This is a genomic window from Viridibacillus sp. KH_047 (genome assembly GCF_057838945.1).
Genome location: NZ_CM174479.1, coordinates 214874 through 239103, shown reverse-complemented (window position 1 = coordinate 239103; position 24230 = coordinate 214874). Strand labels below are relative to the sequence as shown.

At 36.3% G+C, this 24230-nt stretch carries 23 protein-coding genes, 3 pseudogenes and 1 riboswitch; of the genes and pseudogenes, 7 read left to right on the top strand and 19 right to left on the bottom strand.

The annotated features are described in order from the left end of the window. Positions 1-3: 3 nt before the first annotated feature. The 7 genes and pseudogenes from AC3IS5_RS01300 to AC3IS5_RS01270 form a co-directional block, all read right to left on the bottom strand. On the bottom strand, positions 4-717 hold the full coding sequence (locus AC3IS5_RS01300) for an AAA family ATPase (protein WP_489426242.1): 714 nt from the start codon (positions 715-717) through the stop codon (positions 4-6). Positions 718-1146: 429 nt separating this feature from the next. Next, a complete protein-coding gene (locus tag AC3IS5_RS01295) occupies positions 1147-1860 on the bottom strand; it encodes a YebC/PmpR family DNA-binding transcriptional regulator (RefSeq protein WP_489426241.1) in 714 nt (237 codons plus the stop codon). Positions 1861-2093: 233 nt separating this feature from the next. Next, a pseudogene (locus AC3IS5_RS01290) lies at positions 2094-2180 on the bottom strand (KPN_02809 family neutral zinc metallopeptidase); the annotation flags it as partial. Between the two features lie 222 nt (positions 2181-2402). After that, positions 2403-5519, bottom strand: coding sequence for an MMPL family transporter (locus AC3IS5_RS01285; RefSeq protein ID WP_489426240.1), 3117 nt, complete (start codon positions 5517-5519; stop codon positions 2403-2405). A 283-nt stretch (positions 5520-5802) separates the two neighbouring features. After that, on the bottom strand, positions 5803-6339 hold the full coding sequence (gene lepB / locus AC3IS5_RS01280; RefSeq protein ID WP_489426239.1) for a signal peptidase I: 537 nt from the start codon (positions 6337-6339) through the stop codon (positions 5803-5805). A gap of 202 nt (positions 6340-6541) precedes the next feature. Further along, complete coding sequence (locus AC3IS5_RS01275) at positions 6542-6823, bottom strand: helix-turn-helix transcriptional regulator (RefSeq protein ID WP_489426238.1); 282 nt, start codon at positions 6821-6823, stop codon at positions 6542-6544. 122 nt (positions 6824-6945) lie between these two features. Beyond that, positions 6946-7551, bottom strand: a complete 606-nt coding sequence (locus tag AC3IS5_RS01270; RefSeq protein ID WP_489426237.1) for a lysophospholipid acyltransferase family protein — start codon at positions 7549-7551, stop codon at positions 6946-6948. A 356-nt stretch (positions 7552-7907) separates the two neighbouring features. Here AC3IS5_RS01270 and AC3IS5_RS01265 point away from each other — a divergent pair, with 356 nt between their 5' ends. After that, positions 7908-8240, top strand: coding sequence for an NUDIX domain-containing protein (locus AC3IS5_RS01265; protein ID WP_489426236.1), 333 nt, complete (start codon positions 7908-7910; stop codon positions 8238-8240). A 57-nt stretch (positions 8241-8297) separates the two neighbouring features. On the opposite strand, the gene AC3IS5_RS01260 is transcribed toward AC3IS5_RS01265, so the two are convergent. The 9 genes and pseudogenes from AC3IS5_RS01260 to AC3IS5_RS01220 all read right to left on the bottom strand — a co-directional run bounded on the left by AC3IS5_RS01260 (position 8298) and on the right by AC3IS5_RS01220 (position 15708). After that, on the bottom strand, positions 8298-8810 hold the full coding sequence (locus tag AC3IS5_RS01260; RefSeq protein WP_489426235.1) for a DUF2179 domain-containing protein: 513 nt from the start codon (positions 8808-8810) through the stop codon (positions 8298-8300). Positions 8811-8944: 134 nt separating this feature from the next. Next, positions 8945-9838, bottom strand: coding sequence for an NAD-dependent epimerase/dehydratase family protein (locus AC3IS5_RS01255; protein ID WP_489426234.1), 894 nt, complete (start codon positions 9836-9838; stop codon positions 8945-8947). Between the two features lie 113 nt (positions 9839-9951). Then, positions 9952-10974, bottom strand: a complete 1023-nt coding sequence (locus AC3IS5_RS01250) for a DUF4097 family beta strand repeat-containing protein (protein ID WP_489426233.1) — start codon at positions 10972-10974, stop codon at positions 9952-9954. Then, a pseudogene (locus AC3IS5_RS01245) lies at positions 10971-11186 on the bottom strand (PadR family transcriptional regulator); the annotation flags it as partial. The gene AC3IS5_RS01250 and the pseudogene AC3IS5_RS01245, both read right to left, overlap by 4 nt. Then, a complete protein-coding gene (locus tag AC3IS5_RS01240; RefSeq protein WP_489426232.1) occupies positions 11111-11788 on the bottom strand; it encodes a DUF2812 domain-containing protein in 678 nt (225 codons plus the stop codon). The pseudogene AC3IS5_RS01245 and the gene AC3IS5_RS01240, both read right to left, overlap by 76 nt. A 205-nt stretch (positions 11789-11993) precedes the next feature. Then, entirely contained in the window at positions 11994-12185 is a 192-nt protein-coding gene (locus AC3IS5_RS01235) for a hypothetical protein (RefSeq protein WP_489426231.1), read from the bottom strand. A gap of 187 nt (positions 12186-12372) precedes the next feature. Beyond that, the gene (locus tag AC3IS5_RS01230; RefSeq protein WP_489426230.1) at positions 12373-13062 is read right to left on the bottom strand and encodes a hypothetical protein; all 690 of its coding nucleotides are present in this window, start codon (positions 13060-13062) and stop codon (positions 12373-12375) included. A gap of 315 nt (positions 13063-13377) precedes the next feature. Beyond that, positions 13378-14382 (bottom strand): GTPase, encoded by a 1005-nt coding sequence (locus tag AC3IS5_RS01225; RefSeq protein WP_489426229.1) that lies wholly within the window; start codon positions 14380-14382, stop codon positions 13378-13380. A 333-nt stretch (positions 14383-14715) separates the two neighbouring features. Beyond that, positions 14716-15708: a YecA family protein gene (locus AC3IS5_RS01220; protein ID WP_489426228.1), complete on the bottom strand. Its 993-nt coding sequence runs from the start codon at positions 15706-15708 to the stop codon at positions 14716-14718. A 132-nt stretch (positions 15709-15840) separates the two neighbouring features. On the opposite strand from AC3IS5_RS01220, the gene AC3IS5_RS01215 reads away from it, so the two are divergent. After that, on the top strand, positions 15841-16314 hold the full coding sequence (locus AC3IS5_RS01215; RefSeq protein ID WP_489426227.1) for a VanZ family protein: 474 nt from the start codon (positions 15841-15843) through the stop codon (positions 16312-16314). A gap of 58 nt (positions 16315-16372) precedes the next feature. Here the strand turns inward: AC3IS5_RS01215 and AC3IS5_RS01210 are convergent, their stop codons facing one another. The 3 genes from AC3IS5_RS01210 to AC3IS5_RS01200 form a co-directional block, all read right to left on the bottom strand. Further along, positions 16373-17704, bottom strand: coding sequence for an FAD-dependent oxidoreductase (locus tag AC3IS5_RS01210; protein WP_489426226.1), 1332 nt, complete (start codon positions 17702-17704; stop codon positions 16373-16375). A 181-nt stretch (positions 17705-17885) separates the two neighbouring features. Next, positions 17886-18743 (bottom strand): putative RNA methyltransferase, encoded by an 858-nt coding sequence (locus AC3IS5_RS01205; RefSeq protein WP_489426225.1) that lies wholly within the window; start codon positions 18741-18743, stop codon positions 17886-17888. A 228-nt stretch (positions 18744-18971) separates the two neighbouring features. After that, positions 18972-20342 carry an MATE family efflux transporter gene (locus AC3IS5_RS01200; protein WP_489426224.1) on the bottom strand — a complete coding sequence of 457 codons (1371 nt, stop codon included), beginning with the start codon at positions 20340-20342 and terminating at the stop codon, positions 18972-18974. A gap of 168 nt (positions 20343-20510) precedes the next feature. Further along, positions 20511-20615, top strand: a riboswitch (TPP riboswitch). Positions 20616-20712: 97 nt separating this feature from the next. Between AC3IS5_RS01200 and tenA the strand changes: the two genes are divergently transcribed. The 5 genes and pseudogenes from tenA (at position 20713) to thiW (ending at position 24178) form a co-directional block, all read left to right on the top strand. Then, entirely contained in the window at positions 20713-21402 is a 690-nt protein-coding gene (gene tenA, locus AC3IS5_RS01195; RefSeq protein WP_489426223.1) for a thiaminase II, read from the top strand. Next, complete coding sequence (thiM, locus tag AC3IS5_RS01190; protein WP_489426222.1) at positions 21402-22211, top strand: hydroxyethylthiazole kinase; 810 nt, start codon at positions 21402-21404, stop codon at positions 22209-22211. The genes tenA and thiM overlap by 1 nt, the downstream gene beginning before the upstream one ends. Next, the gene (thiD, locus tag AC3IS5_RS01185) at positions 22208-23041 is read left to right on the top strand and encodes a bifunctional hydroxymethylpyrimidine kinase/phosphomethylpyrimidine kinase (RefSeq protein ID WP_489426221.1); all 834 of its coding nucleotides are present in this window, start codon (positions 22208-22210) and stop codon (positions 23039-23041) included. Before thiM ends, thiD begins: the two co-directional genes overlap by 4 nt. Beyond that, positions 23034-23687: a thiamine phosphate synthase gene (gene thiE, locus AC3IS5_RS01180; protein ID WP_489426220.1), complete on the top strand. Its 654-nt coding sequence runs from the start codon at positions 23034-23036 to the stop codon at positions 23685-23687. Before thiD ends, thiE begins: the two co-directional genes overlap by 8 nt. Next, a pseudogene (gene thiW / locus AC3IS5_RS01175) lies at positions 23684-24178 on the top strand (energy coupling factor transporter S component ThiW). The gene thiE and the pseudogene thiW overlap by 4 nt, the downstream one beginning before the upstream one ends. The last annotated feature ends 52 nt before the right edge of the window (positions 24179-24230 follow it).

Sequence of the window (24230 nt, the reverse complement as noted above, 5' to 3'; positions counted from 1 at the left end):
CCCCTAATCATCAGCAAAAAGCTCATGTAAGATAGCTTGCCGATTATCTAAAAAACGTTTTGTTAAAATATAATGTAATGTTTCCTCATAACGCACTTCTTGAATAGGTTGACTATCAAAATCATAAATAGTCGCCTCCGGATAACCAAGTAAAATAGGTGAATGTGTTACAATAATAAACTGTGCTTCCTGCTCTAAATCTTTCATAATGCGCATTAAGGATAATTGTCTAGCAGGAGATAATGCTGCTTCAGGTTCATCCAATAAGTATATGGCTTTTTTACCAAATCTATTTTTAAAAAGTGAAAGAAACGCTTCTCCATGGGATTGTTGATGTAATGATTTTCCACCGTATGCTTTTAAATGCATAGGATCCGAATCGATATGTGAAGCAAATTGATAAAACGTTTCCGCTCGAAGGAAAAAACCATTCATCACTTTTGGTGACCAAGATAACCGTAAATGGTTCCCTAATTCAGATTCTGCAGCATGCACCTCATATAAATTATTGCGACCTCCACCTGCTGTATTAAACTCACATTTATCAGCAATACCCTCTAGTAATGTCGATTTCCCGGAACCATTTTCACCTACTAAAAACGTTACATTTTGCGTAAATTCTAATGTTTCAAGCGCTTGTAATGAAGGAATGTTGAACGGATAATCACCTAAATTTTCAGTACCGTCTTTTAATATAGTTACTTTCTTTAGAAACACGTCAATTTCCTCCTTCTGAATATTCCCTTAATTGTATTAAAGATACCCTATGAGCTATCGATGCTCCAATAATTAATTCTCTAAATTAGTCTTCTTTCAGGTTTGACTACCAACAAGAAATATAAATACACCTTCTATCTTTGTATATAAAAAGAGGTATCTTTAAGTCAAAAAAATCGACTTATGAGATACCTCTTAGTTTTTATTTTACACCGCTCTAATTCAACATATGCATATTCTTATGCACATTCTTTTGGTATATGACGATTATTGTTACTAACATTATGGAATCAGTAACGCCTTTAAAATTTCTTGTACTGATAATATTATCGCCTCAAAAGTTCATAAAAAAGCCAGTGGCGAAATTGCCACTGGCTTTAAGTTGTCCGAGTTAGAAATTACATTTCTTGAATCAGAATACCTTAGCTATTAAAGTTCAACATTATGATAAACTTGTTGAACATCATCAAGTTCTTCTAGTGCATCAATTAGCTTTTCGAATTTTGCTAGGTCATCGCCTTCAAGTTGGATTTCAGTTTGTGGTAGCATTGTTAATTCTGCTACTGTGAATTCCGTAATGCCTTGTGCTTTTAAAGCTTCTTGTACTGCGTTGAACTGAGATGGTTCAGCATAAATAATTGTTGCTTCACCTTCATCAAATACGTCACGTACATCAACATCAGCTTCAATTAGCATTTCAAGTACTTCTTCAGCTTCTTTTCCTTCAATACCGAATACAGCTGTAGGGTCGAACATATAAGCTACAGAACCACTGACACCCATGTTCCCGTTATTTTTACCGTATGTAGCACGTACATCTGCAGCAGTACGGTTTACGTTATTTGTTAAAGCATCCACGATGACCATAGAGCCATTCGGTCCGAAACCTTCATAACGAAGTTCATCGAAGTTTTCATCTCCGCCGCCCTTAGCTTTATCGATTGCACGATCAATAATATGTTTTGGTACACTGTATGTTTTAGCTCGTTCTAAAACAACTTTTAATGCACCGTTAGATTCTGGATTCGGTTCCCCTTGTTTAGCAGCTACATAAATTTCACGTCCAAATTTAGCGTTAATACGGCTTGTACTTTGGTCTTTAGCAGCTTTTTTCTCTTTAATATTGTTCCACTTACGTCCCATGTATTTTCACTCTCTTTCAAATAGTCTACATATAAATGACGCGCGGGCATTACTTTTGCCCACTTGAGGATAAGCCATTAATTTACTGTAGTATTATACACTATTTTCATAGCAATTAATATATTCGTCAAATGCGAAAAAGGTGCTAAACTAGTCTTCTTTCTTATTTTCCAGCGTTTTATACCCTTTTCTAGTTCCTATAAGTATTTGGCATTGAAAGTGTCTCCACCTTCAGGATTGCCACCTAGTAATGTATAGAGAAGGACAATAATTATACCGATACCGCCTATGCCCCCTCCAATTACAGCAGGACTCTTCATGCCTCTCCGATCCTCTACATTGGAGCTTTGCCTTCTACCTTTCCAATTAGTGGTAATACATTTCCTTATTACTCTAACTTCATTTATTTTTACCCATCTGTATATACCCTTAGTCATGAATAGAAAGAAATCCAATTCAAGATAAAAATAAAAGCTACTCTACACATCTCTTTAAAATGAAATGGCAAAGTAGCTTACATTTTATTTTTTTAAAGAATCCCTTTAATTATTGGACTTCTTTTTACCACCAAAATGTCTAAGCTTATCAGTTAGACCAAACATTGCAGGTGTGAAGATTGGCATCAATAGTAAACTCATTAATACAAGCCCCACTATGACAACTAGTGCTACTTGTATCAACGTCAAAATACCTGAAGGAATCAACGCAGCAAATGTACCACCTAAAATAACCGCTGCTGATAATACAACCGCACCGATATTTTTTGCAGCCTCTATTATTGCTTCACTAGATTTCTGTTCAAGTTCATTGAAGCGCATCATCATGAAGATACTATAATCTACTCCTAATGAAATTAGCATAATGAAGCCAAAGAAGGGGACATTCCAGCTTAAGGCATCAATATCTAGAATGTATTTACTAATTAATTCACTAATCCCAAGTGATGAGTAATAGGCAATAACTAATGAAGCAATAATGATTATTGGCCTCCAAAGTGAACGTGTAATAATAACTAGTACCACTCCAATACCGATGAGCATAATTATAATAGTCCTCGTAAAATCATTGCTCGAAATATCTTGTAAATCTAGATTTTGAGAAGACTTCCCGCCTACTGCAATTTGCGTATTTTTTAGCTCGCCAGTTTTTGAAACTGATTCAATACGTTCATTGATTTTCTCAACGATATGCATCGCCTCTTTTGAATATGGATTAACATCAAGAACGACCATTAATCTTGTCATTTCTCGATTTTCAGACATGTACATATCCAAACTTCTTTGGAAATCCTCTCCCTCTAAAATATTCTTAGGAACAAAGAATTTCGCAGTTGATTTTGAGTTACTAACGTTTCCTAAATAATCTTGTGCATTCGCCAGGCCTGCACTAACTTCATCTAAACCATCTGTACTATCAGCAAGACCTTTTTGCAAAGTTTCCATGTGTTGTTGTAAATCAGAAAGTCCTGACTTCAGTTGCTCTTGACCATTATTAATTTGAGTCAGTCCGTTTTGTAAATAGGGTAGATTACTAGCAATTTGCTCAGAGCCATTTTCTCCTTTATCTAATCCTGTTTTTAATTCTCGTGCTCCATCCTCAAGTTGCTTCACTCCCTGCTCAACATACATTAAGCCATTATTAATTTTTGAGAATGAAGTATTCGCTTTATTAAATGATTTCATCGCATTATTATACTGTGGCTCAATTTTATTCATTTGGTTTTTTAATACCAAGAACTCTAGCTGACCCGCTTGTGTTATACGTAGAGTGGTTCCTACATTTTCATCATTTTCTAATTCAGGATTTGTTTTAATCAGAGCCCTCATCGAAACTTCAATCTGTGCATACCCTTGTCTAGCGCCGATAATTGCATCACTCAATGATGAAAAATATTGTGAAAATGTATTAAGGCCTGTATATAAATCTTCATAACCATTCTGTAATTGTCTGGTACCATCGGACAATTTCGCTATATTGGTATTTAATTCATGTAAGCCTGTTTGAATCTGACCTGCTCCTGTTACTCCATGTTGGAAGCCATTTGTAACTTTCTCCATAGCAGAGTTCAATGCTAATACTCCTGATTTTACTTCTGTAGTACCGTCAATTAACTTTTGAACATTTTCAATTCCACTATCATCGGCTTTACTAAGTCCATCCCCAGCAGTTGATAAACCATTATGAATTGCACCGATGCCATCCTGTGCATTTCCTAAGCCACTATTAACTTGATCAGTTTGGCGGTTCAAGTAAAGTTCTTTCACTCGATTCCCTTCAGGTCTAGTTGACGAATATACCTTTGATACACCATTTATTTCTGCAATTGCTTGCGTTAATTCATCAATTGATTGTAGAGACTTTTGGTTATCTAAAGTCGTTCTTCCTTTAATGACGATATTTGTTGGAGATGAGAAACCTGGTGGGAAATGCTCTTCAATAACTTTAATCCCTTGCTTCGATTCATAGCTATCAGCAATCTCTAATAAATCATTGTAATTCAATTCACCTGAATTTTTTATTATAAACGGCGTACATATAATGGCTACTAAAAGCAGCGCTAAGATAGGTCTTAAATAGGCATACTTCGCTAAAATTGACCATAATTTACTATCACCATGTCCTTCGAAATTTCTGACTGGCCAGAACATTTTTTTACCTAGGAAAACCATAAAGAATGGGTTCAACGTGATAAGGACAAGTAATAAGATCCCCACACCTACTGCTACGAGTGAACTTGCCTTATATAAAGGAAAATCTGAAAGGCCCAATGCTATAAAACCTATAAATACAGCTGCACCACTATAAAGAACCGTTTTCCCAGCAGTTTTATAAGTTGCTCTTACAGCTATTAAATAATTGCTAGTATCTCTAAGTTCTTTTTTAAAGCGGGTATACAGTAAGATGTTGTAATCTGTACCGATACCAAAGAGCGCAACAACTAGGAATACTTGTGTAAAATTGGAGAATGGAAAATTCCACTTATCCACTAAATGTGCGATAACTCCTAAAGAAACGATGTAAGATATGCCAACTGTTACTAAAGAAATCAATGGAACTACCGGAGAACGAAAAACTAGAATTAATACAACTACAATAAACATAATGGCAATAACTTCTGTCTTCGCAACGCCATCTTGTGTAGACTTTGCAAAATCTCTAATCACCAAGTCATTTCCAGTTAAATATGTATCTACATTATTCAATTGAAAATATGTATTTAATTCTTTCTCAACGTTTGAAATTTCACCTTGCTTTTTATCTATTGAAATTTGCGTCAAGATGGTTGTCCCATCTTCTGAAACCAGCTGCGATTTCACTTCCTTACTGTCTGTATGCGATATTATGGATGAAATGCCTAAATCATTTTGGTGATCTTTTAAACGAGTAATCACTGTACGAATTTCTTCTAATTGCTCACCAGATAATTTTTTATCCGTATTACTATGGAAGACTGCAGTGAAAGAATAGTGTTCACCACTTTTATCATTCATTTCTTTCATCATCTCAGCTGCAATTCCACTTTGTACTGCATTACTTATATTCAGTTGCCCTTTTTCCTTAACAAGCCGATCCATATTAGGCATTGTCAAAACCATAACTATTGTTATAATTAGCCATGCTACTAATGCTACCGACCTAACATTTATGAACTTCTTCAACTCTTTACACCTCTTATTCTAAAAAAACTGCATATTATTAAATACACTCTTATTCAATTATTTTTACAATCTGTTCACTATTTTAATGTATATTCCATATCTATTATAATTATTTGATGCACACAAATATATATAAACAATTTTTTATTACTTTACATAGATTAATACAAAACAAAAAGGCCTCCCTTGATAGGAAGACCTTTTATATTCATTCTATAAATCTCATTTTTACAATTTAATTGAATATACCTTTTTACATCACAAAATATCAATTAAGGTTCTCTTATTTAACTATTGATATAGGGAAAAATTTAAGCTTCACTTCGCCCTTCACTGCATCTTTTGAAATAAAGCCATATTCTCTACTATCTGAGCTTTCCAAACGATTATCCCCAAGAACAAAATAGCTATTAGAAGGCACTACTTTTTCATCTGTTATTTCTTCTAACGTAAAATCATATGTAAAATGACCTTCCAATAAATTTTCTTTCTTCGTACTTAAGTAAGGCTCATCGTATGCCTTCCCATTTATGTAAAGAGTGTCATCCTTCATTGCTACATGGTCACCCGGTAAGCCAATTACCCTTTTAATATATTTCTCATCTGAGTCAGGCGCATCAAATACAATGATATCGAATCTTTCGATATGACTTAATTTACTTATTAACACTTTATTGTCATCAACATATGTTGGCTCCATTGACTCTCCCCTAACTGTTATAGGTGCAATTAAAAACTGGCGACAAACAACAGCGATAATGACAGCGATGAGAATGGGACGTAACCATGAAAGTAGTTCTTTTTTTTGACTTTTTTCCACTTAAACTCTCCCCCTACTAAAGGTATTCCATATATTTCATTATATCTTAACATTAGTTATATTATCCCATCTACTTGCTCATTAACGCAATTTTTCACTACAACTATTTATACAAGTCAACCAATTAATCCTTTTTCTAAGTAATTGAACCTAAAAAAAGCACCATATCAAATCAGATATGGCGCTGAAAAGTAGTATTTATTTATGTATTTGGATGGTCCTTTAATACAATAAGATGTTCTTCCGTTATCCCCAAAACATCATAAACCTTTTGTAAAGTCGTTTCACGAACTTTTGTGTCTCCACGTTCAATTCTACTTACCGTTTTCTGCGTTACATTTGCCTGTACCGCTAATTCAGACTGCGTAAGTCCAACTGACATTCTTTGTTTGAAAATCAGTTGACTACGCTTTTCTGCCATTACTTCTAACGGAGACTTACCTCCAACTTTCTCGTCTTTTTCATAAAAATCAACAGTAACCATACGCTCCACCCCTAAAAGAAATTGTGTATTAACGATTCTTTTTCAGCTACTTTAAAGTTGATTTGCCCCCGCAGTAAGTAGATATACTCTATGTTGTTTTTTAGTCACTAACTGATTAAAAATCAGCTAGCGTCATGAGCAATTTTCTCTTCTAGCTTCTTCTGTAACGTAGCTAATTGTTCTTCAAGAAGACGCGTAAATTCTTCTCTTCCAGCTTTACCTTTAGCCGTAATATAAATGGGTTCACCATAGATAAGGTAGCCCTTTTCACGAGCAAACACTTCACGCGGTGTATTCGGCCCAATATATGCAGCTGGTACAATTGGTGCTTTAGATAATTGAGCAATTGTAATCGCACCTTGCTTTAAAGAGTTTCCTTCCGCATTTCGTGTTCCGCTTGGGAAAATACCTACTACTTCACCTTCTTTTAACAACTTCATTGGTATTTTAATTGCACTTGGTCCTGGGTTATCACGATCTACAGGAAAAGCATTCATCTTCGTGATAAACCAACCTAGTAGCTTATGATCAAAAAGTTGCTTCTTAGCCATGAAATGAATAGGTTTCGGGTATATAGAAACACCAAGATTCAAAATATCAATCCAACCTGTGTGAGTACAAGCTACAACATAACCACCCTCTGTTGGCACATTATGCTTGTCAAAAACTCTCACCTTATTAAATAAACCTAAAAACTTTACTACAAAAAGACCTACAAATCTATACACTTTTCTACTCCTTACTTGCACTATGAATATCTATCTTCAGCGATATTCATTTCCTGCGATTGTTACTATTTTGAAGAGCTCTAATAATCTCTACTAGAGATAGTATCTAAAAAAGAAATTATATTCAAACGATAGCAACGAATAGGTGGTTCATATATTGAATCCATAATTCTACATTCCCCTACCTATTATTGTAATCGATATTTATAAAATTTGTACCAATTGTACAAAAAAAGGTTATAATTAATTGTTTTTTCAAACACTTTAAGTTAAATGAGGTATGTTTATGCGGAATCGAGCAGCTACTGTCATTATCCGAGAAGATAAAGTAGCTTTATTGAAAAGAAATAAAGGTCATGGTAACTATTATGCTTTCGCTGGGGGGTGGAATTGAGCATGGCGAAACAGCTGAACAAGCAGCGATAAGGGAAACCTTTGAAGAACTAGGTGTTCACGTAAAACTCAAAAAACTACTCACAACCGTTCCATTCAATGGTACACAATATTATTTCACAGCTCAAATCATATCAGGGGAATTTGGCACAGGAAATGGTGAAGAATTCACAAAATCTTCAATTGAAGGTGGTACATATGAAGCCGTCTGGATACCCCTCAAAAAAATAAGTGAATTAGATGTTCGCCCATTAGAAGTAGTGAGAATTCTTATAGCTAATGATTCTACTGACTAAAAAAAGCATCATACTGTCTAGAAAACTAGACGATATGATGCTTCTTTTTTATTACATTTAACGCATTTGCTTCACTAAAAATCCTCCATTGAGCTTACTTGGTTCATATGAGATAACAAATGCCTTTGGCGAAATGCCTATTATTGTTGCACGTAATTTTGCTTCATTTTTGCGCTTGGCTATTACTGTCATACTTATTTTCTTGCCATCCTTACCATCTGCAAACCATGAAGTGACACCATACCCTTTAGCACGTAACTCTCCGACTAGTGCCGCTTCACTTGCATCAACTATTACTTCAAATAGCACATAGCCTAATGCCAGGCGCTGTTCAATTAAACTCCCCGAATAAACACCTAATCCCCAACCTAGGCAGTAAGCAGCGATATTCCACGGATTATCTAAATTGTCTAATACAATCGTTAATCCCATCAAATAGATAAATACTTCTACCATTGAGAGCAGAGACGCAACTTTCGGATAGCCTTTAATGACCAAAATCATACGTAGAGTTGTTAAAGTCATATAAGAAATGTTAATCACAATGATTAGTAAAATCATTTCAATCATAGTTTTCAACTCCTAGTCGCATTCAAAATAGATTCTTTACATATTTTTATAGTTCCCGAAAAAAAGATTTATACACTTAAAAATGAAAGAAGCCACTTGTAAAAATAGTAGCTCCTCGCATATCAATGATTTATTTATCTAGTTTTGTGATGTATTTCTTGTACAAGATTGTGGACAAGTTGTGGAAAACTACTACCCAATGTTGCAAATGTATAACCAGCAGACTCTGCTTTTGACGTTTCCATATACCAAGAATCCGGAATATTATAAGGTGAAACATTTTCCTGTTCCACTTCAGCTGAAACAATTGCCCTTTTACCGACTTCTTCTTCAATAATTCCTAGCATTTCTGCTAATGAATAGGTGCCTTTTAATGTCGCATTTATAGGCCCAGTAACCTGCTCTTGTCCAACCCATTTCAAGAAAGAGCCTGCTTCATCAGATGAGATAAAGGACATACGCGCTTCTGTATTAACCATTCCTATTTCTTCTTCATTTTTCACATGCTCAACATGGAAAAGTAGTCTTTCTGTATAATCCTCTTCACCAATTACAATTGGGAATCGGACTGCTGTTACTGGAAACGTTTCTTTTTGGAAAAATACAGCTTCTGATAAACGTTTCCCTTCGCCATATGAAAATGCATGTTGATCTCCCATTTGAATTGGATAAGTATAAGGATCAAAATCCTCTTCTATCTTAGCAACCCCATCTGCTGAATAAACTGATAATGTGGAAGTGAAAACATAATGACCTACATTTTTATCAAAGATAGCACAAGCCACTGCTGCATCATCCGGTGAATAACAAATATTATCGTATACAATATCCCATTGTTCATTTCCTACTGCTGATTTTAGCGCTTTGGCATTTAGTCTATCTACTGTGATTTGTTGTACCTTATCACCGAAAGGATTGGCTAAATTTCCACGTGTAGCAATTGTTACATCATGACCATCCTCTACTAATAATTCAACTAATCTCTTGCCAAAAAAACGTGTGCCACCTAATACTAAAATTTTCTTCATAATCTCTCCCCCTTATTAAATTTCTACCATTCTTATTTTAGCAAATATTTTGTCATTTATATATTTTTAACTACATTAAAACCCCTTGTACAAGATGTACAAGGGGCTAGATATTATCTTTCTGCAACGGTAATGCTACCGTTATCTGTTTTCAAGGAGATGGGTAATAAACCATTACCCAAGATTACTTTTTTCGTTTTTTCTCCGAAAATTATACTTTTACCCATGTCTTTTTTAGTCTGAATCGTAGCATTATCTGGCTTTTCTTTTACGTATAGTTGAATGCTCCCATTGTCCGTTTTCAAGGAGATGGGTTTAGTGATAATAGGAATAAAAGCTTCAATACGGCCATTATCTGTTTCTGCTTCAATGGCACCTGTTACTTCTTGAATGTCGATTCGACCATTATCTGTTTTAACCTTAACTGTCTCTGTTTGTACATGATGTAACTCTATACGGCCATTGTCCGTCTCACCCGTTAATGTTTTACATTGAACATCTTTTAACGTAATACGACCATTGTCAGTTTCTACATGTAAGTTTGTAGAGGCACTATCTGTTAATATAATTCGACCATTATCTGATTCGATATGCATTAAAATAGCATGTAATTGTTCCGCTTTCGTTGTACCATTATCGTTATCAATTCGAATCATATCATACATACGTTTAGGTAATTTAATCGTCACTTTAGGAGCGTTGCCAAATGTTAAAATTATGCCAAACGCGAACCATTTTTTCTTCTCTTTAATAACGATTTTAAGTGTATCTCCGACAATATCCATTGAAATCAACTTATTGCTTAGTTGATCTTTCATATCAACATATGCACGGTCATCTGGTGATGGAATAATATCTAAGTCTGCAAAATCAGCCTCTATACTTACTTTCGTAAAGTACTCCCCTTTAGGCTGTTCCTCCGTCACCTTCATATCCTCCTCACCATAAGCCTTTAATAATTCCTCAGCAATATGTGCTGGAGTCCCAAGGGCATCAATGATTGCAGTATCCGTTTTCCCTTCACTACGTCCATTTGAAAAATACTCGCGAAAATCCCGAATGATATCCTGTCTTTCCTCTTGTTTTAAGCAATCCAACTCTTTTTCTAGTGCTTGCAAATACCGTTCTTCATTCATTTTACATCCCCCTCATGGATTAAATGATTAACTCCAGCAATAAATGAATCCCATTCTTGACGTAATTCTTCTAGATAAATTAAACCTTGCTTTGTAATTTGATAATACTTACGTGGCGGTCCTTCAGTTGATTCCTTTAAATAAGTGGTAAAATAGCCTTCTTTCGTGAGACGGCGAAGCAATGGATAAACAGAGCCCTCTGAAAAGGAAAGTACACCCAAGTATTCTTCCATTTTCTAAACGTCTTTCCTGTTGCCTGCACTTGATCGATCGTTGTATTAAAATATTTCTCTTCTAAAGCCTGTAATTGCCTTTTTAAAAAGATACTTAACCTAATATTACTAACCGCTAAAATAATAATTGATATAGGAATCATCCACCAAATAGGTGCCAAATCTTCAAAGTCCAACATAAACAACATTAAACAAAATGGCATGAAAATAATCAATAGTATCCATGCGCTAATAATTGCAAACTGGCCCCATTTATCCTGATGAGAACTAATACGTCTCAAAACACCATCTCTTGAAGGAAAGAGGGAAATAAATGGATGATCATTCTTCACTATTTGCCAATGCTTTGCTTTCACAACTTCCTGCCATCCATTATTTTGTAGCGTTTTTGCTAATTGAGCTGACTTGCCATATTGAATTTGATAAGTTGTTTCAATTGATGCCACTTTTTCAAATTGAAACAAACGACTAAATCGTTGTATATGCGATAGCTGCAAACCGTCACGCGCCATTTCAGCTAACCATTGCTCCGTCTCTTCAATGCGATAACTCCAAAGTGGTCTCCACTTTTTTATGATCACTCAAAAGCCCCCTTGTATTTTGCGATATTCACATACAATTCATTTAAGCGCTTCATTTCATTGATTTACTCTATATTCATGAGACAACTCTTTTTACCCCAACTATGTCACAATTCGACTATATCACTCTGCGATATACCCAATCAACATTATTTACCAAAAATAAAAAACTATCCCACTTTTAGCGAGATAGCTTTCTTAGCAGTTATGCTTTTTTATTCGAGTCTTGCTTTGCCAAAAATATAAAAAGTCCGATCAAGCTAATGATATTTAAAATCGTGCCGCTAATAAGTAATATCCATTGCATCGTCAAAGGTAAATTACGCGTCATACCAAATGTGATACTAAGGGAGCCGATAGCGATTAGCACCATGTATAATGGTAAACCTTTTAACAAATTACTTCGCCTCTTTATTTGAAAGTTTCGGTTTTATTTAATTCGATAGTACCATGATAAATATGAATCTGCTAGTGAAAGAATGTTATTATTCCACTACTAGATAATCTGTTTCTAAAGCTTGAATACCATTTGGTAAAATGAACATCGGATCTGTATGACCAAAGAGCAGCCTTTTTTGAAAGTATTATTTTGTTCCAATAGAAACATTTCCATCTTCGTTCACCTCAACAAATCGGCTGTCTTTCAACTGGATCACCAATGGAAAACTAACTGCCTCTTTCGTCGAAAAATACCATATTCGCTTAGTAGGCGCTAATAAAAAAAAGGTACCCTCTTCCCTTTCGCCTAAAAAATTAAGTGCATTCGGTTCTAATGGCTCTTCATCCGTTGGGACAACACCATATTTTCGTAATTCACTACCCACATTCAAAATATCATCTGTAGTAACATTTATTTCACTAATATTTAATAGATTCTTTCCTAAAAAAGGTTCAGTTAGTTTGATTTGTGGAGATGATCCATAACGTGAAATCAGCTCTACAATATTACCAGAAGGATCTTCGAAGTAGCATGAGAATGCTTTAGCTGATTCAAAATGCACCTCATCATTTCCTTCTTCATCATTATTTAAGGATACTAATTGCATAATCCATTTTTTAGCTTCTCGAAATAAATTACCAGGTACATTGAATGCAAAATGATAGAATGGCATACCTTCCCCATCATATTCTTTAAATTCTAAAATACTTGTACCAACTGCTATTTCAAAACTATTAATACTTTCATTTACAAGCATTAATCCCAATTTCCCCACATAAAAATTCTTCGTTTCTTCTAAATTCGAGCTATACAAACTCACTTTTTGGATAATCATCACATTCCCTCCAATCGATACTACCATCATATGTTAATAACATTAGTATTTTATACCATCAATTGGATGAAATTCCTTTCATACTATTGAATGAGAAAGCGACTGCCAGAATGTCATATTATCAATCTAGCAGTCGCTTTAGATACTCATTTTTTTACAGCTTCACTACCCACTTTTCATCATCCAACGCTTGTGGCAATAGGACGAACGAAATACCCGATAATTGTTGGGCGTATTCTTTCTATATTATTTCCCACACAAAACAAAAAACTGTGCTATAAATCCTCCTAAGGGTTTATGGCACAGAATATAATATTACTTTTTCTTTTGGTCTTTTAAAAACGTTTCATATAACGGTTTAAGTGTTTTTGAATTGACATCGATGTCATTTTCGTACGCATATTTCACCGCATAGCCTAATGCGATTGTCATTCCGCCTGCAACACTCGCACCAGCTACAGTACCTGCTCCTGGTACGAATTTTACTATTTGGCGGAATATTGTTTTCCCAACATTACCAACTATCGTTGCGATAATCATTTCCTTAGCTTTATCTTTAGAGATAGGTTTTCCATAAAGGGTAGATAGCTTCAGCATCATACCTACTTGTAAGGTCGTTAATGGCACGAAATCAGCACCTGGAATCGGCACTGCTCCAATCGCAGCTGCTGAAGCACCTGCCCCTAAAATCCACTTTTTAGCAGTAGCCGACTTATCAGCCATGTGAGCTGCCATTAAAATGTCTTTTTTTTTGACCTCTAAAAGCTCTAGCACCTTTTCTTGTAACATGGACATATTTTCACCTGTGCGAGAAGAAATCGGTGTCACTGGATACTGATAATTTGTATGGTCCTGTACATATTTCACAAGGCTTGGTATATCGTCAGCTGCATCAATTTTGTTAAGTACTAGAATAATGTCTTTATTGACCGCGCTTATTTTCTTTAATGAAGAAAGCTCCGTTTCTGAAAGAACAGTACCCGCTGCATTAAGGAAAAATAGCACTACATCAGCCTCATGGAAAAAATTCATGGTTATATTTGAGTTCTCGCTTTTAATATCATCAAGCCCTGGAGTATCGACGAATACAATTTTATCTTTATATATATACTTTTTAATATGTTGAGTTTCACCAGGATTTGCGCCCACTGGTGCGACATCGTCACCCATTAATTTGTTTACTGTTGAAGATTTCCCAGCATTTACATCACCTATCATGGCTATCAAAATTTCACGATCTAGCTGGGCATTAATTTCTTCTGACTTTTCTTCAAAAATACGATCAAATTCTGCATCTGTAAAAGGTTGATTTGTGTTCATCTGTTAAAACCTCCTGAAGGTTGGACAATACTTCTCATATTTTAAAGCTATAACAGACCTCTAAAGAATGCAAACTTTTTACTTTTTTGTACTTTTAGAAATCCGCCTTTATCTGCAAAACTAATGAGTATATAGAAAGTTAGAAGGTAGTTTTTATTGGTTTGGAGAAGCGTAGCGACGAAGCGGCTCGGCGCTCGACCACGGAAAGCGAGCGGTAAGCTTCGGAAGAGTCGTTCTATCCTGTATAAAAATAAAAAGACTGTAGATAAATCCAAATTTCTTCGGATTTGTCTACAGTCTAGAGCTGCTTCATAAATTGAAGTAGCTTTTTTGTTAATTATTTTTTTCAGTATAATAAGCCGTTAGCTCATTATAATATTTGTTTAATGAAGATGGAGAAACCTCAAAGTTTTCAGCGATTTCTTTCACTGTCATTCCAAGTGGTTCAAATAATTTTTGTTCTTCACCAAAACGAATAGCACCTGCTGCAATTGCAACAGCCTTACGCGCTTTCGGTTGGCGCTCTACTACATAATCTTCTACAATTTCAAGAACAGGTCTTGGATCTTGTCCTTTGCTTTCTAAAAACTCTAGCACACGTAAAAATACATCCGCTTCAAAATCCGTAAATTCCCCGCCTTCAAAGCCAGCTTCACCTAGCTCTTTCCAGAAGCTCAGGCTATTTTCTTTCCAGTAAGCTTCCTCGTCCAAAGCTGATTGTGCTTTAAACGTATCTGCTAATTTTCCGAATACAGCTTGATGATCTTTCGGGAAGAAAATCATACTTGATACCGCTAAATAATGTGATTCTTTATTTGAGCCGTCTGGTAAGATAAAGCAAAATACATGCACGCCTACAGGAACAGGTTTGTCACTTTCACGACGCAAATGTATAACTTCATCTGTTAATATATTTCGCACCAACATATAATTCTCTTCAATTGCTGTTACTTCAGCAACCATCATTGTTGGATGCTCCCAAGTGTTTAATACAGTTAAAGTCGATGGGCGTACTATTTCTTTTTTCACTTTTTGCAAATATCCTTGCCAAATATCCGTTCTTTCATGGAAGAAATATGCATCTAATGCAATGGCTTCAATCATATCTTCTAATAAATATTTGCCGACTGCATCATGCCATTTCTTCGCTACTTCAGCAAACTCAGGAATGTCGCTACGTAACGGATACTTATCATAAAATGTTTGCAATACTCGTTCTAATTCTTCTGCGTATACGGTTTCTACTGTGACTGCTTCTTTCTTCTCACAGCATTTTTTGTATTTCTTACCACTACCACATGGACACGGTTCATTACGTCCGGGCATTCTAACACGTCCTTTATCATTTAAGTACTTTTTTAGCATAACATCTTTCATAAGATTACAAAAGATAACAGTATAATTAGCATTTTCATTACGCCGACTGAAAATCCTGTCGATTTATGGTATGGTTCTTATATGAAAAAATTAATTCCATTACTCATATTACTGTTAGTCATCTTCATCTCATCTAGTCAGAGTTATGAGCAGCAAACTATCGTACCAACATTACGTGAGTGGTTTCCAAATGAACCATTAAGACCTCTATTATCCCTATTAGAAATTCCCTATTGGGGCATAATTGTATCTGTAGACGAGCGCGGCTATTATTACTTTTTAGAATTCTTAATCCGAAAAGCTGCACACTTTGGCATGTTCGGATTAATAGCGATAACAATATTTATTGCTTTACCTAAACATAAATTCCGCCTATTTACCGCAGCCCTTCTGACATTTTCATTAGCGGCATTTGATGAATTTCATCAATATTTTACAACCGGTCGAACAGCTACTTTTCAAGATGTGATGTTAGATACAGCAGGCGCTGTCACATTTCTCATCCTTTTAAAACTCATACTAGTACTAACACGAAGAAAATCCGTAGAGGCTTAATATCTCTACGGATTTTCATTTTATATAGAAGCTGGACTAAAAACCACCTATATATATCTTATGATTTTCGTTTTGCTATCTGTTGAATCGGATCCCAAACTCCGTTATATGGCGGTGCATAGGCAAGATCCAAATCCAATAAGTCATTCAGAGTCATTTCATGATAGAGTGCTGTTGCAAAAACATCAATACGTTTATCTACACCATTTCCACCGATAATCTGTGCTCCGAATAATTTCTGATTCGTTCTTTTATAGATAAACTTCAATTGCATTTCCTGGTTACCAGGGTAGTAACCAGCAATATCTTTCGCTTTTTGTTTATGCACTTCGTAATCGAATCCAAGCTTCTCTGCCTCTTTTTCAGATAATCCGGTTCGCCCTAAAGTTAGATGAAAGAATTTCACGACAGAAGTACCTACGATGCCCTTGAACGTATTTGCACATCCAGCCATATTCATTCCTGCAATACGACCTTGCTTATTTGCTGTAGTCCCAAGCGGGATATAATCAGCCTTCTGTTTAATACGATGATAATGACTAGCACAATCACCAGCGGCATAAACGTTTTCTAAATTTGTCTCCATATATGGATTCACCAAAATTGCACCATTTTGCGTCATATGCATACCGGTTCCATCAAGAAATCTTGTATTAGGTTTTACACCAATTGCTGCTAGTACAAAATCCGTCTCATGTTCTCCCTTATCCGTCACAACTGTTTGCACATGACCCTCTCCCTTAAAGCCTTTCACTTCTTCATTGAAAATTAATTCAATACCATTTTGTCTTGCCTCTTCATGAATGAGCTCTGCCATATCTTGATCGAATATATCTGCTAACTGACTACCCAGTTGGATAATGCGTACCTGCTTGCCAAGTTCTGCTATACTTTCAGCCATTTCTAAGCCTATGTAGCCACCTCCAATGATGGTTACCTGTTTAACAGAATCATTTAAATCATTTAAAATAGCGTTTGTATCAGGTATAGTTTTTAACGTATGAATCCCAGCTAAGTCAGAACCCTCAAAGTTAGGGAAGATAGGGTTAGCTCCAGTAGCAATAAGTAAACGGTCATATGAAATATGAAAGCTCTCATCCGTCTCAAGAACAACACCAGATACTGTTTTCGCCTCAGAATCGATGCTTGTTACATTATGCCCTGTTCTTGCATCAATACCATATTTCGTTCGAAAAGTTTCTACACGCCGTGCGATCACATTGTCTGTCGATGGGATTCGACCATCTATAACATAAGGCAAACCACATTGTCCATAAGAGTAAATATACCCCTTATCCAATGTTGTTACTTCCGCTTGTTTATCACGACGTACAATTTCCATCGCTGCGCTCATACCTGCAGCATCCCCGCCAATAATTACATATTTCATAATCATTCACCTCTGCTTCCATTATTCCCATTCTATGCACATTAAAACTCCATATTGCATTTTGACCTCTTTAGTTCTATACATTATTCAATACATCAGATAAATCATTATCTAGCCTGAACACATTAAAAAGAAGTTTTTAAAATAAAAAAACTCCGCAATAATATCACGGAGTTTTGTCTTATATTTTCCCAATAAGTATATCTAAATCAATCGTAATTTCAGTTAAATTTGTAACTGCTTCATCATTTTTTTGATGCCAGCCCATTGGTGTCATATGCATTAATAAAGGCACCAATTCCTGATTTATTTCTATTGTTTGTGTAATACGCTTTACTTCAACCTCACGGAAATTCTCCTTGAACCGCTCAACCGTAAGTTCATTTGAATAAGATTCCTTTTCAGAATCTGCAAAGAATAAAGCACGTAATTGCTGTAAATATCCACTTTGTGGTACGACTTTAATAACCAATCCATTCGGCTTCAAAAGACGCTTAAACTCCGTGTAATTTGCGGGTGATAAAATATTTAATATTGCATTAAAACTTGCTTGTTGATACGGACTTTTTGCTAGGTCACCGACACACCAAATCATGTCATTATAATGACGCCCTGCTGCAATAATTCCTTCTTTTGCGATATCAATACCTACTCCAACAAAACTGTTATCAGATTGCTCCTGGAATTTATTTTTAATACTTGCTAAATGCGATCCTTCTCCGCAACCTGTATCTAATACGGCAACATTAGTATTCATCTGCTTCAGTAATTCACAAATCGCTGCATGCATCGGTGCATACAATCCACTTTCAATAACCAGCTTACGTGCTTCAAATAAATCTTTGCCATACATTGAAGTCGCAGCATGTGTCATGAAATTTACATAGCCTTGCTTTGCAATATCGAAAGAATGTCGATTATCACAAACAACAATACAATCCTCAGTCACCGTCATCTCATTCCCGCAAACTGGACAAGCGAACAGCGCTTGATTCTCTCTCATATAATTAGCACTCGCTACTTTTCTCGGCAATGCCATGCCAAACACCTCGTTCATTAATCTTCTTTACCAAGTATACAAAACAAAGTGTTGATTGGCTAAGGATAAAATATCTAGGGGCGTACATAAGCATCTTGATAATAGGGATTCTTACGAACAGTGAGCAATCTTTTTATAATAAAAAAATCACTGATGACTTTATGCCATCAGCGATTAAAATATCAAAAAACACTAATATATCACTTACAAAATTCACATCTAATCAAATTATTTCGTTTTATCAGGTGCAACGAGCGCATATCTTTCCCAGCGACGACTTTTCCATCTAAAGAAAACAAGAATAGCTCGGAACCATTCATCCGCTGCAATTGCTAACCATACACCTACTAAACCCATGTCTAATTGGAATACAAGTAAATAACCAAGTGGTAAGCTCATACAAACCATCGAGAAAAATCCGATGATTAACGGATATTTGGCATCACCTGAAGCACGCAATGAATTGATAATCGTAATATTAAATGTACGTCCTGTTTCTAACAAAATACTACACACTAATACTGCTGCACCAATTTTTATAACCTCTGGATTATCAGTAAAGAGACGCATCAATGGATAGCGGAAAACAACGACCACTGAGACCATCACTAATGTAAATATAATCGCCCATCTTATGCTAACCCACAATTGTTTATACGCTGCATCCTTTTCATTGGCACCAACGTAACGGCCAACCATAATCGCAGTTCCCGTTCCAATTGCTATGGCAAATAAATAGGTGAACATTGAAATATTATAAGCATATTGCCGAGCTGCTAGTGATTCTGCACCTAAATACGTCACATAGTATAAGAAGACAATTTGGCAACCTTGGTACATCACTTGCTCAAATGCAGATGGAAGCCCTATTTGCAAAATCTTACCGATGTATTCTTTTGATAGTGACACGTAGTATTGAAATTTAATACGTACCTCTAGCGCTTGATACAATAGCCAGAAGAATACTAGTAGCGCCAAAACACGGCTGACAACTGATGAAATTGCCGCACCTTGCACTCCTAGTTCAGGGAAGCCAAATTTACCGAAAATCAAAACATAGTTCCCTATTACGTGAAAAATATTCATTCCAAGTGACACATACATCGTCTGTTTCGTCCAACCATGCACACGAATAATCGCTGCTAACGAGTTGATGATTGCTTGTAGGAAAATAGCTCCCCCAACAATGAATAAATATTTACTAGCGTACTCAAGAACATCACCTTGTAAATTCATTGCAATCATAATATTTTTCGAGAAAATTACGAAAGCGACACTCATTATTAAACCAATAACTAAATTCAAGGAAACGGCTAGTGCTGAAATTTTAGCTGCTTCCAAATAACGCTTAGACCCTAAGTATTGAGCAACAACAATCGATGCCCCGTTTCCTATTACTTCTAAAATTAATATTGCTATATGAATATATTGATTGGCCGCTCCTACTCCTGATACCGCATCATCAGACAATGCGCTCAGCATAAATGTATCAGCAAGCCCCATTAACATAAATAAAAATACTTCTAAAAAAATCGGCCAAGTTAAATGAAATAAATTCAATTTTTCTTCTGGCCCTTTCACTGTTGCCGTAGCGCCCATCTAAACACCTTGCTTCCCACTATAAAATTCAGATAATTTGTATCTTAACATAGAATTTGGTGCACATCTATGGCTTAATGCCATTTATTACAATCTATTTACTTTGCTTAATTACACCTTGCTAATTCCAATATTTATGTTATATTGATGTTGAAAACTAAATCGCTTTTTAACCACTAGGGGAGTCATTTAATTGGCTGAGACGCAGAGTGCTGCGGACCCTTGGAACCTGATCTGGCTCATACCAGCGGAGGGAAGTGGCGCTATCAGTCTATTTTGTTTTATTGAAAATGATTGTTCGCCGCCTACTGACACAGATCAGGGGCGGCTTTTTATTTTCAAAAAACAAAAGAATTTGGGGTGCATAAAGATGACATTTTGTGAAGAAGTAAGACAAGAATGTAATGATTTATGGGAAGGTAGCTTTCAACATCCTTTTATAAAATCATTAGCAGCAGGTACTTTGCCACTCGATATTTTTCAATATTACGTACAACAAGATGCTTATTATTTAACCCACTTTGCAAAGGTGCAAGCACTAGGAGCAGTAAAGGCAAATGATTTACATACTACACAACGTTTTGCCAAACATGCTGAATCAACATGTATCGCTGAGTTGTCACTTCATGAGCAATTTTTTACTATGTTAGAAATTACAGATGAAGAGCTTGCTGCATTTAAGCCTGCACCGACAGCATATGAATATGTATCTCATATGTATCGTTCTGCAAATAATGGTGATTTAGCTGATACTCTTGCTGCAATACTTCCTTGCTACTGGCTTTACTATGAAATCGGTGAACGCCTAAAAGAATCAAAACCTAATCACCCTATTTATGATAAATGGATTCAAACATATGGCTCTGAGTGGTTCGGAGAATTAGTAGAAGAACAAATTAATCGCATGAATGAACTTGCCGAAGACTTACCCCCTGCACGTATTCAACAACTAAAAGAACATTTCCGTAAAAGTAGTTATTATGAATGGCATTTCTGGGAAATGGCATGGACCAAACAACAATGGACAATTGGACATTACGAAAAGGAGTTGACTAAATAATGGGTCAACAACATTTCCTTGAAAAGTTACGTTTTGAAAAACCGCTAGTCCACAATATTGCAAATATCGTTGTTGCCAATTTCCAAGCTAATGGTCTCCTCGCACTAGGTGCTTCCCCTATGATGGCGGAGGGAATCGAGGAAGTAGCTGAAACGGCTGCTCTAGCAGACTGTACGGTTCTTAACATCGGTACACTCGATCAAGGAACTGTTTTATCCATCATTGAAGCCGGTAAAAGTGCCAACAAAAAGGGTATTCCCGTTGTTCTTGACCCAGTTGGCGTAGGTGCTAGTGAGTTTCGTAAGTACTCTGTAACAAATATTTTGAAAGAAGTCCAGGTTACAGCTATCCGCTGTAATGTAGGTGAACTTGCTGCACTCGGTAATATCAAATGGCAATCAAGAGGAGCAGATTCTGGCGAAGGTCAAATAGATGTACAACTAATTGCTAAACAAGTTGCTAACCGGCTTAACTGCATTGTTGCAGTCACTGGGGTTGAAGATACCGTAACCGATGGCCAAACGACAATTCAAATTGATGGTGGGCATGACTTAATGCCACTAATTACAGGCTCCGGGTGCTTGCTTAGCGCGGTGACAGGCGCATTTCTTGCTGTTTCTGAAGGCCATCATTTGCAAGCAACAGCTAATGCTCTATCATTTTACAAACAAGTTGGAGAAAGAACTGCTAAAACAGCCATTGCTCCAGGCACTTTTGCAATTGAAATGATTAACAGTTTATATTCTCTTACTTCAGAAGATTTACGTGACAATATGAAAATTGTAGAAAAAGAGGATATTCAAATATGACAAGTGTTGCTATGACAATCGCAGGTTCTGATAGTGGTGGTGGAGCAGGTATCCAAGCAGATTTAAAAACATTTCAAGAACTTGGTGCATTTGGTACATCTGTAATCACAGCAGTGACTTCACAAAATACACTAGGTGTTCTCGACGTTTATGCCATAGAAGTTAACAGTGTAGTCAGCCAAATCAAAGCTGTCCTTGATGACTTTCAAGTAGGAGCTATTAAAACTGGGATGCTTTTTTCAGCAGAAATCATCCACGGAGTAGCTGAAACATTAAAAAGTTATGACCTTCCAATGCTCGTCATTGATCCAGTCATGATTGCAAAAGGTGGGGCATCACTTCTATTAAATGAAGCTGTGCACTCGATGAAAACTGAGCTACTACCACTTGCAACCATTATTACACCTAATATTCCTGAAGCTGAAGTACTCACAGGTTTAACAATTCAATCAGATAATGATGTAGAGAATGCTGCAAATCGGCTAATTACAATGGGTGCTAAAGCCGTTGTCTTAAAAGGTGGACATCGCAATACAAAAGATTATGCAGAGGATTTATTTTTATCAGCGAAAGGTGAACGATTCATTATGCGTTCTGAAAGAATCAACACGAAAGATACACACGGTACCGGCTGTACATTCTCAGCCGCTATTGCAGCACGTTTGGCACAAGGTTTCACCGCTTCAGATGCAGTAATTGATGCGAAATATTTTATACAGGCTGCTATAGCTAATGGACTACAATTGGGTGCTGGTCATGGACCGACAAATCATTGGGCCTATCGTGAAATTTCAGAAAAGGCCCGAAAGGAAGTTATGATCATTGAATAGAGAACAACTTCAATTATATTTCATTATGGGAAGCCAAAATGTCGAAGAACACGATCCGCTCGTTGTTTTAGAAGAAGCTCTTCGTGGTGGCATTACCCTCTTTCAATTCAGAGAAAAAGGAGAAAATGCACTCACCGGGGAAGATAAATTAAATTTTGCTAAAGCATGCCAAGCCCTGTGTAAAAAATATAATATACCTTTCATTGTCAATGACGATGTAAATTTAGCAGTCGCTCTAGATGCAGATGGTGTGCATGTCGGTCAAGATGACGCTAGTGCTAATGCAGTCCGAGAAAAGATTGGTCTAAATAAAATTCTAGGTGTCTCCACTCATTCATTAAAAGAGGTGACTGCTGCAATAAATGCAGGTGCTGATTACGTTGGGATTGGACCAGTTTTCGCTACTACCTCTATGCGAGATGCGAATTCTCCAGTTGGTACAAATTTAATTGAACAAACAGCTGCTACGTATCCCTCCCTACCTATTGTTGGGATTGGCGGAATTACAATTGATAATTGTCAAACCGTTATCAGAGCAGGAGCAGATGGTGTTTCGCTCATCTCTGCTATCGCAAAACATGAAGAACCATTTGTAGCTACACGACAATTACTACATGTCTTACAACAGGTGGCGAAAATTTCATGACTTCACACAAAACGGCTATAGCCATGTTTGTCGCTATTGCCGTTGCAGGATCTGTTTTTGTATCATTTCCAACAGGTATTGCACGCGCTTATCCCATTCAACATTCTGTAAATGTTCTAGCAGCTGTAATGCTAGGGCCTGGCCCCGCCCGCTATTCTAATTGCATTTCTTACTGGACTTGTTCGAGTAATAACCGGCACTGGTTCATTACTCGCCTTTCCTGGTGGTATGATCGGGGCTTTTTTAGCGGGTATGCTATACAAGTATTACGGTAAAGTGTGGTTACAGCTGTAGGAGAAGCTGTTGGTACTGGTATACTCGCTTCATTGGTTGCAGTACCATATGCTAAAATTTTAATGGGCACTTCATTTACTGCTCTATTCTTTATGCCTACTTTCCTTGTATCAAGCGTTAGCGGAGCTTTGTTTGGTTACATTATCGTAGTTCGCTTAAAGGAAACAAATTTTGCTCATCAATTACAAAAGCACTAAATATGCCCATAAAAAAACTGTCCACAATCTCACTTGATTGTTAGACAGTTTT

What these genes read in the sequence shown, in the direction of transcription:
- AC3IS5_RS01255 (WP_489426234.1), bottom strand. Translation starts at nt 9,838, where the DNA reads ATGAAGAAAATTTTAGTATTAGGTGGCACACGTTTTTTTGGCAAGAGA.
- AC3IS5_RS01210 (WP_489426226.1), bottom strand. Translation starts at nt 17,704, where the DNA reads ATGAAATATGTAATTATTGGCGGGGATGCTGCAGGTATGAGCGCAGCG.
- AC3IS5_RS01265 (WP_489426236.1), top strand. Translation starts at nt 7,908, where the DNA reads ATGGTAACTATTATGCTTTCGCTGGGGGGTGGAATTGAGCATGGCGAA.
- AC3IS5_RS01275 (WP_489426238.1), bottom strand. Translation starts at nt 6,823, where the DNA reads ATGGTTACTGTTGATTTTTATGAAAAAGACGAGAAAGTTGGAGGTAAG.
- tenA (WP_489426223.1), top strand. Translation starts at nt 20,713, where the DNA reads ATGACATTTTGTGAAGAAGTAAGACAAGAATGTAATGATTTATGGGAA.
- AC3IS5_RS01225 (WP_489426229.1), bottom strand. Translation starts at nt 14,382, where the DNA reads ATGAACACAAATCAACCTTTTACAGATGCAGAATTTGATCGTATTTTT.
- AC3IS5_RS01295 (WP_489426241.1), bottom strand. Translation starts at nt 1,860, where the DNA reads ATGGGACGTAAGTGGAACAATATTAAAGAGAAAAAAGCTGCTAAAGAC.
- AC3IS5_RS01215 (WP_489426227.1), top strand. Translation starts at nt 15,841, where the DNA reads ATGAAAAAATTAATTCCATTACTCATATTACTGTTAGTCATCTTCATC.
- AC3IS5_RS01205 (WP_489426225.1), bottom strand. Translation starts at nt 18,743, where the DNA reads ATGGCATTGCCGAGAAAAGTAGCGAGTGCTAATTATATGAGAGAGAAT.
- AC3IS5_RS01200 (WP_489426224.1), bottom strand. Translation starts at nt 20,342, where the DNA reads ATGGGCGCTACGGCAACAGTGAAAGGGCCAGAAGAAAAATTGAATTTA.
- AC3IS5_RS01230 (WP_489426230.1), bottom strand. Translation starts at nt 13,062, where the DNA reads ATGATTATCCAAAAAGTGAGTTTGTATAGCTCGAATTTAGAAGAAACG.
- thiD (WP_489426221.1), top strand. Translation starts at nt 22,208, where the DNA reads ATGACAAGTGTTGCTATGACAATCGCAGGTTCTGATAGTGGTGGTGGA.
- AC3IS5_RS01220 (WP_489426228.1), bottom strand. Translation starts at nt 15,708, where the DNA reads ATGCCCGGACGTAATGAACCGTGTCCATGTGGTAGTGGTAAGAAATAC.
- thiM (WP_489426222.1), top strand. Translation starts at nt 21,402, where the DNA reads ATGGGTCAACAACATTTCCTTGAAAAGTTACGTTTTGAAAAACCGCTA.
- AC3IS5_RS01260 (WP_489426235.1), bottom strand. Translation starts at nt 8,810, where the DNA reads ATGATTGAAATGATTTTACTAATCATTGTGATTAACATTTCTTATATG.
- AC3IS5_RS01250 (WP_489426233.1), bottom strand. Translation starts at nt 10,974, where the DNA reads ATGAATGAAGAACGGTATTTGCAAGCACTAGAAAAAGAGTTGGATTGC.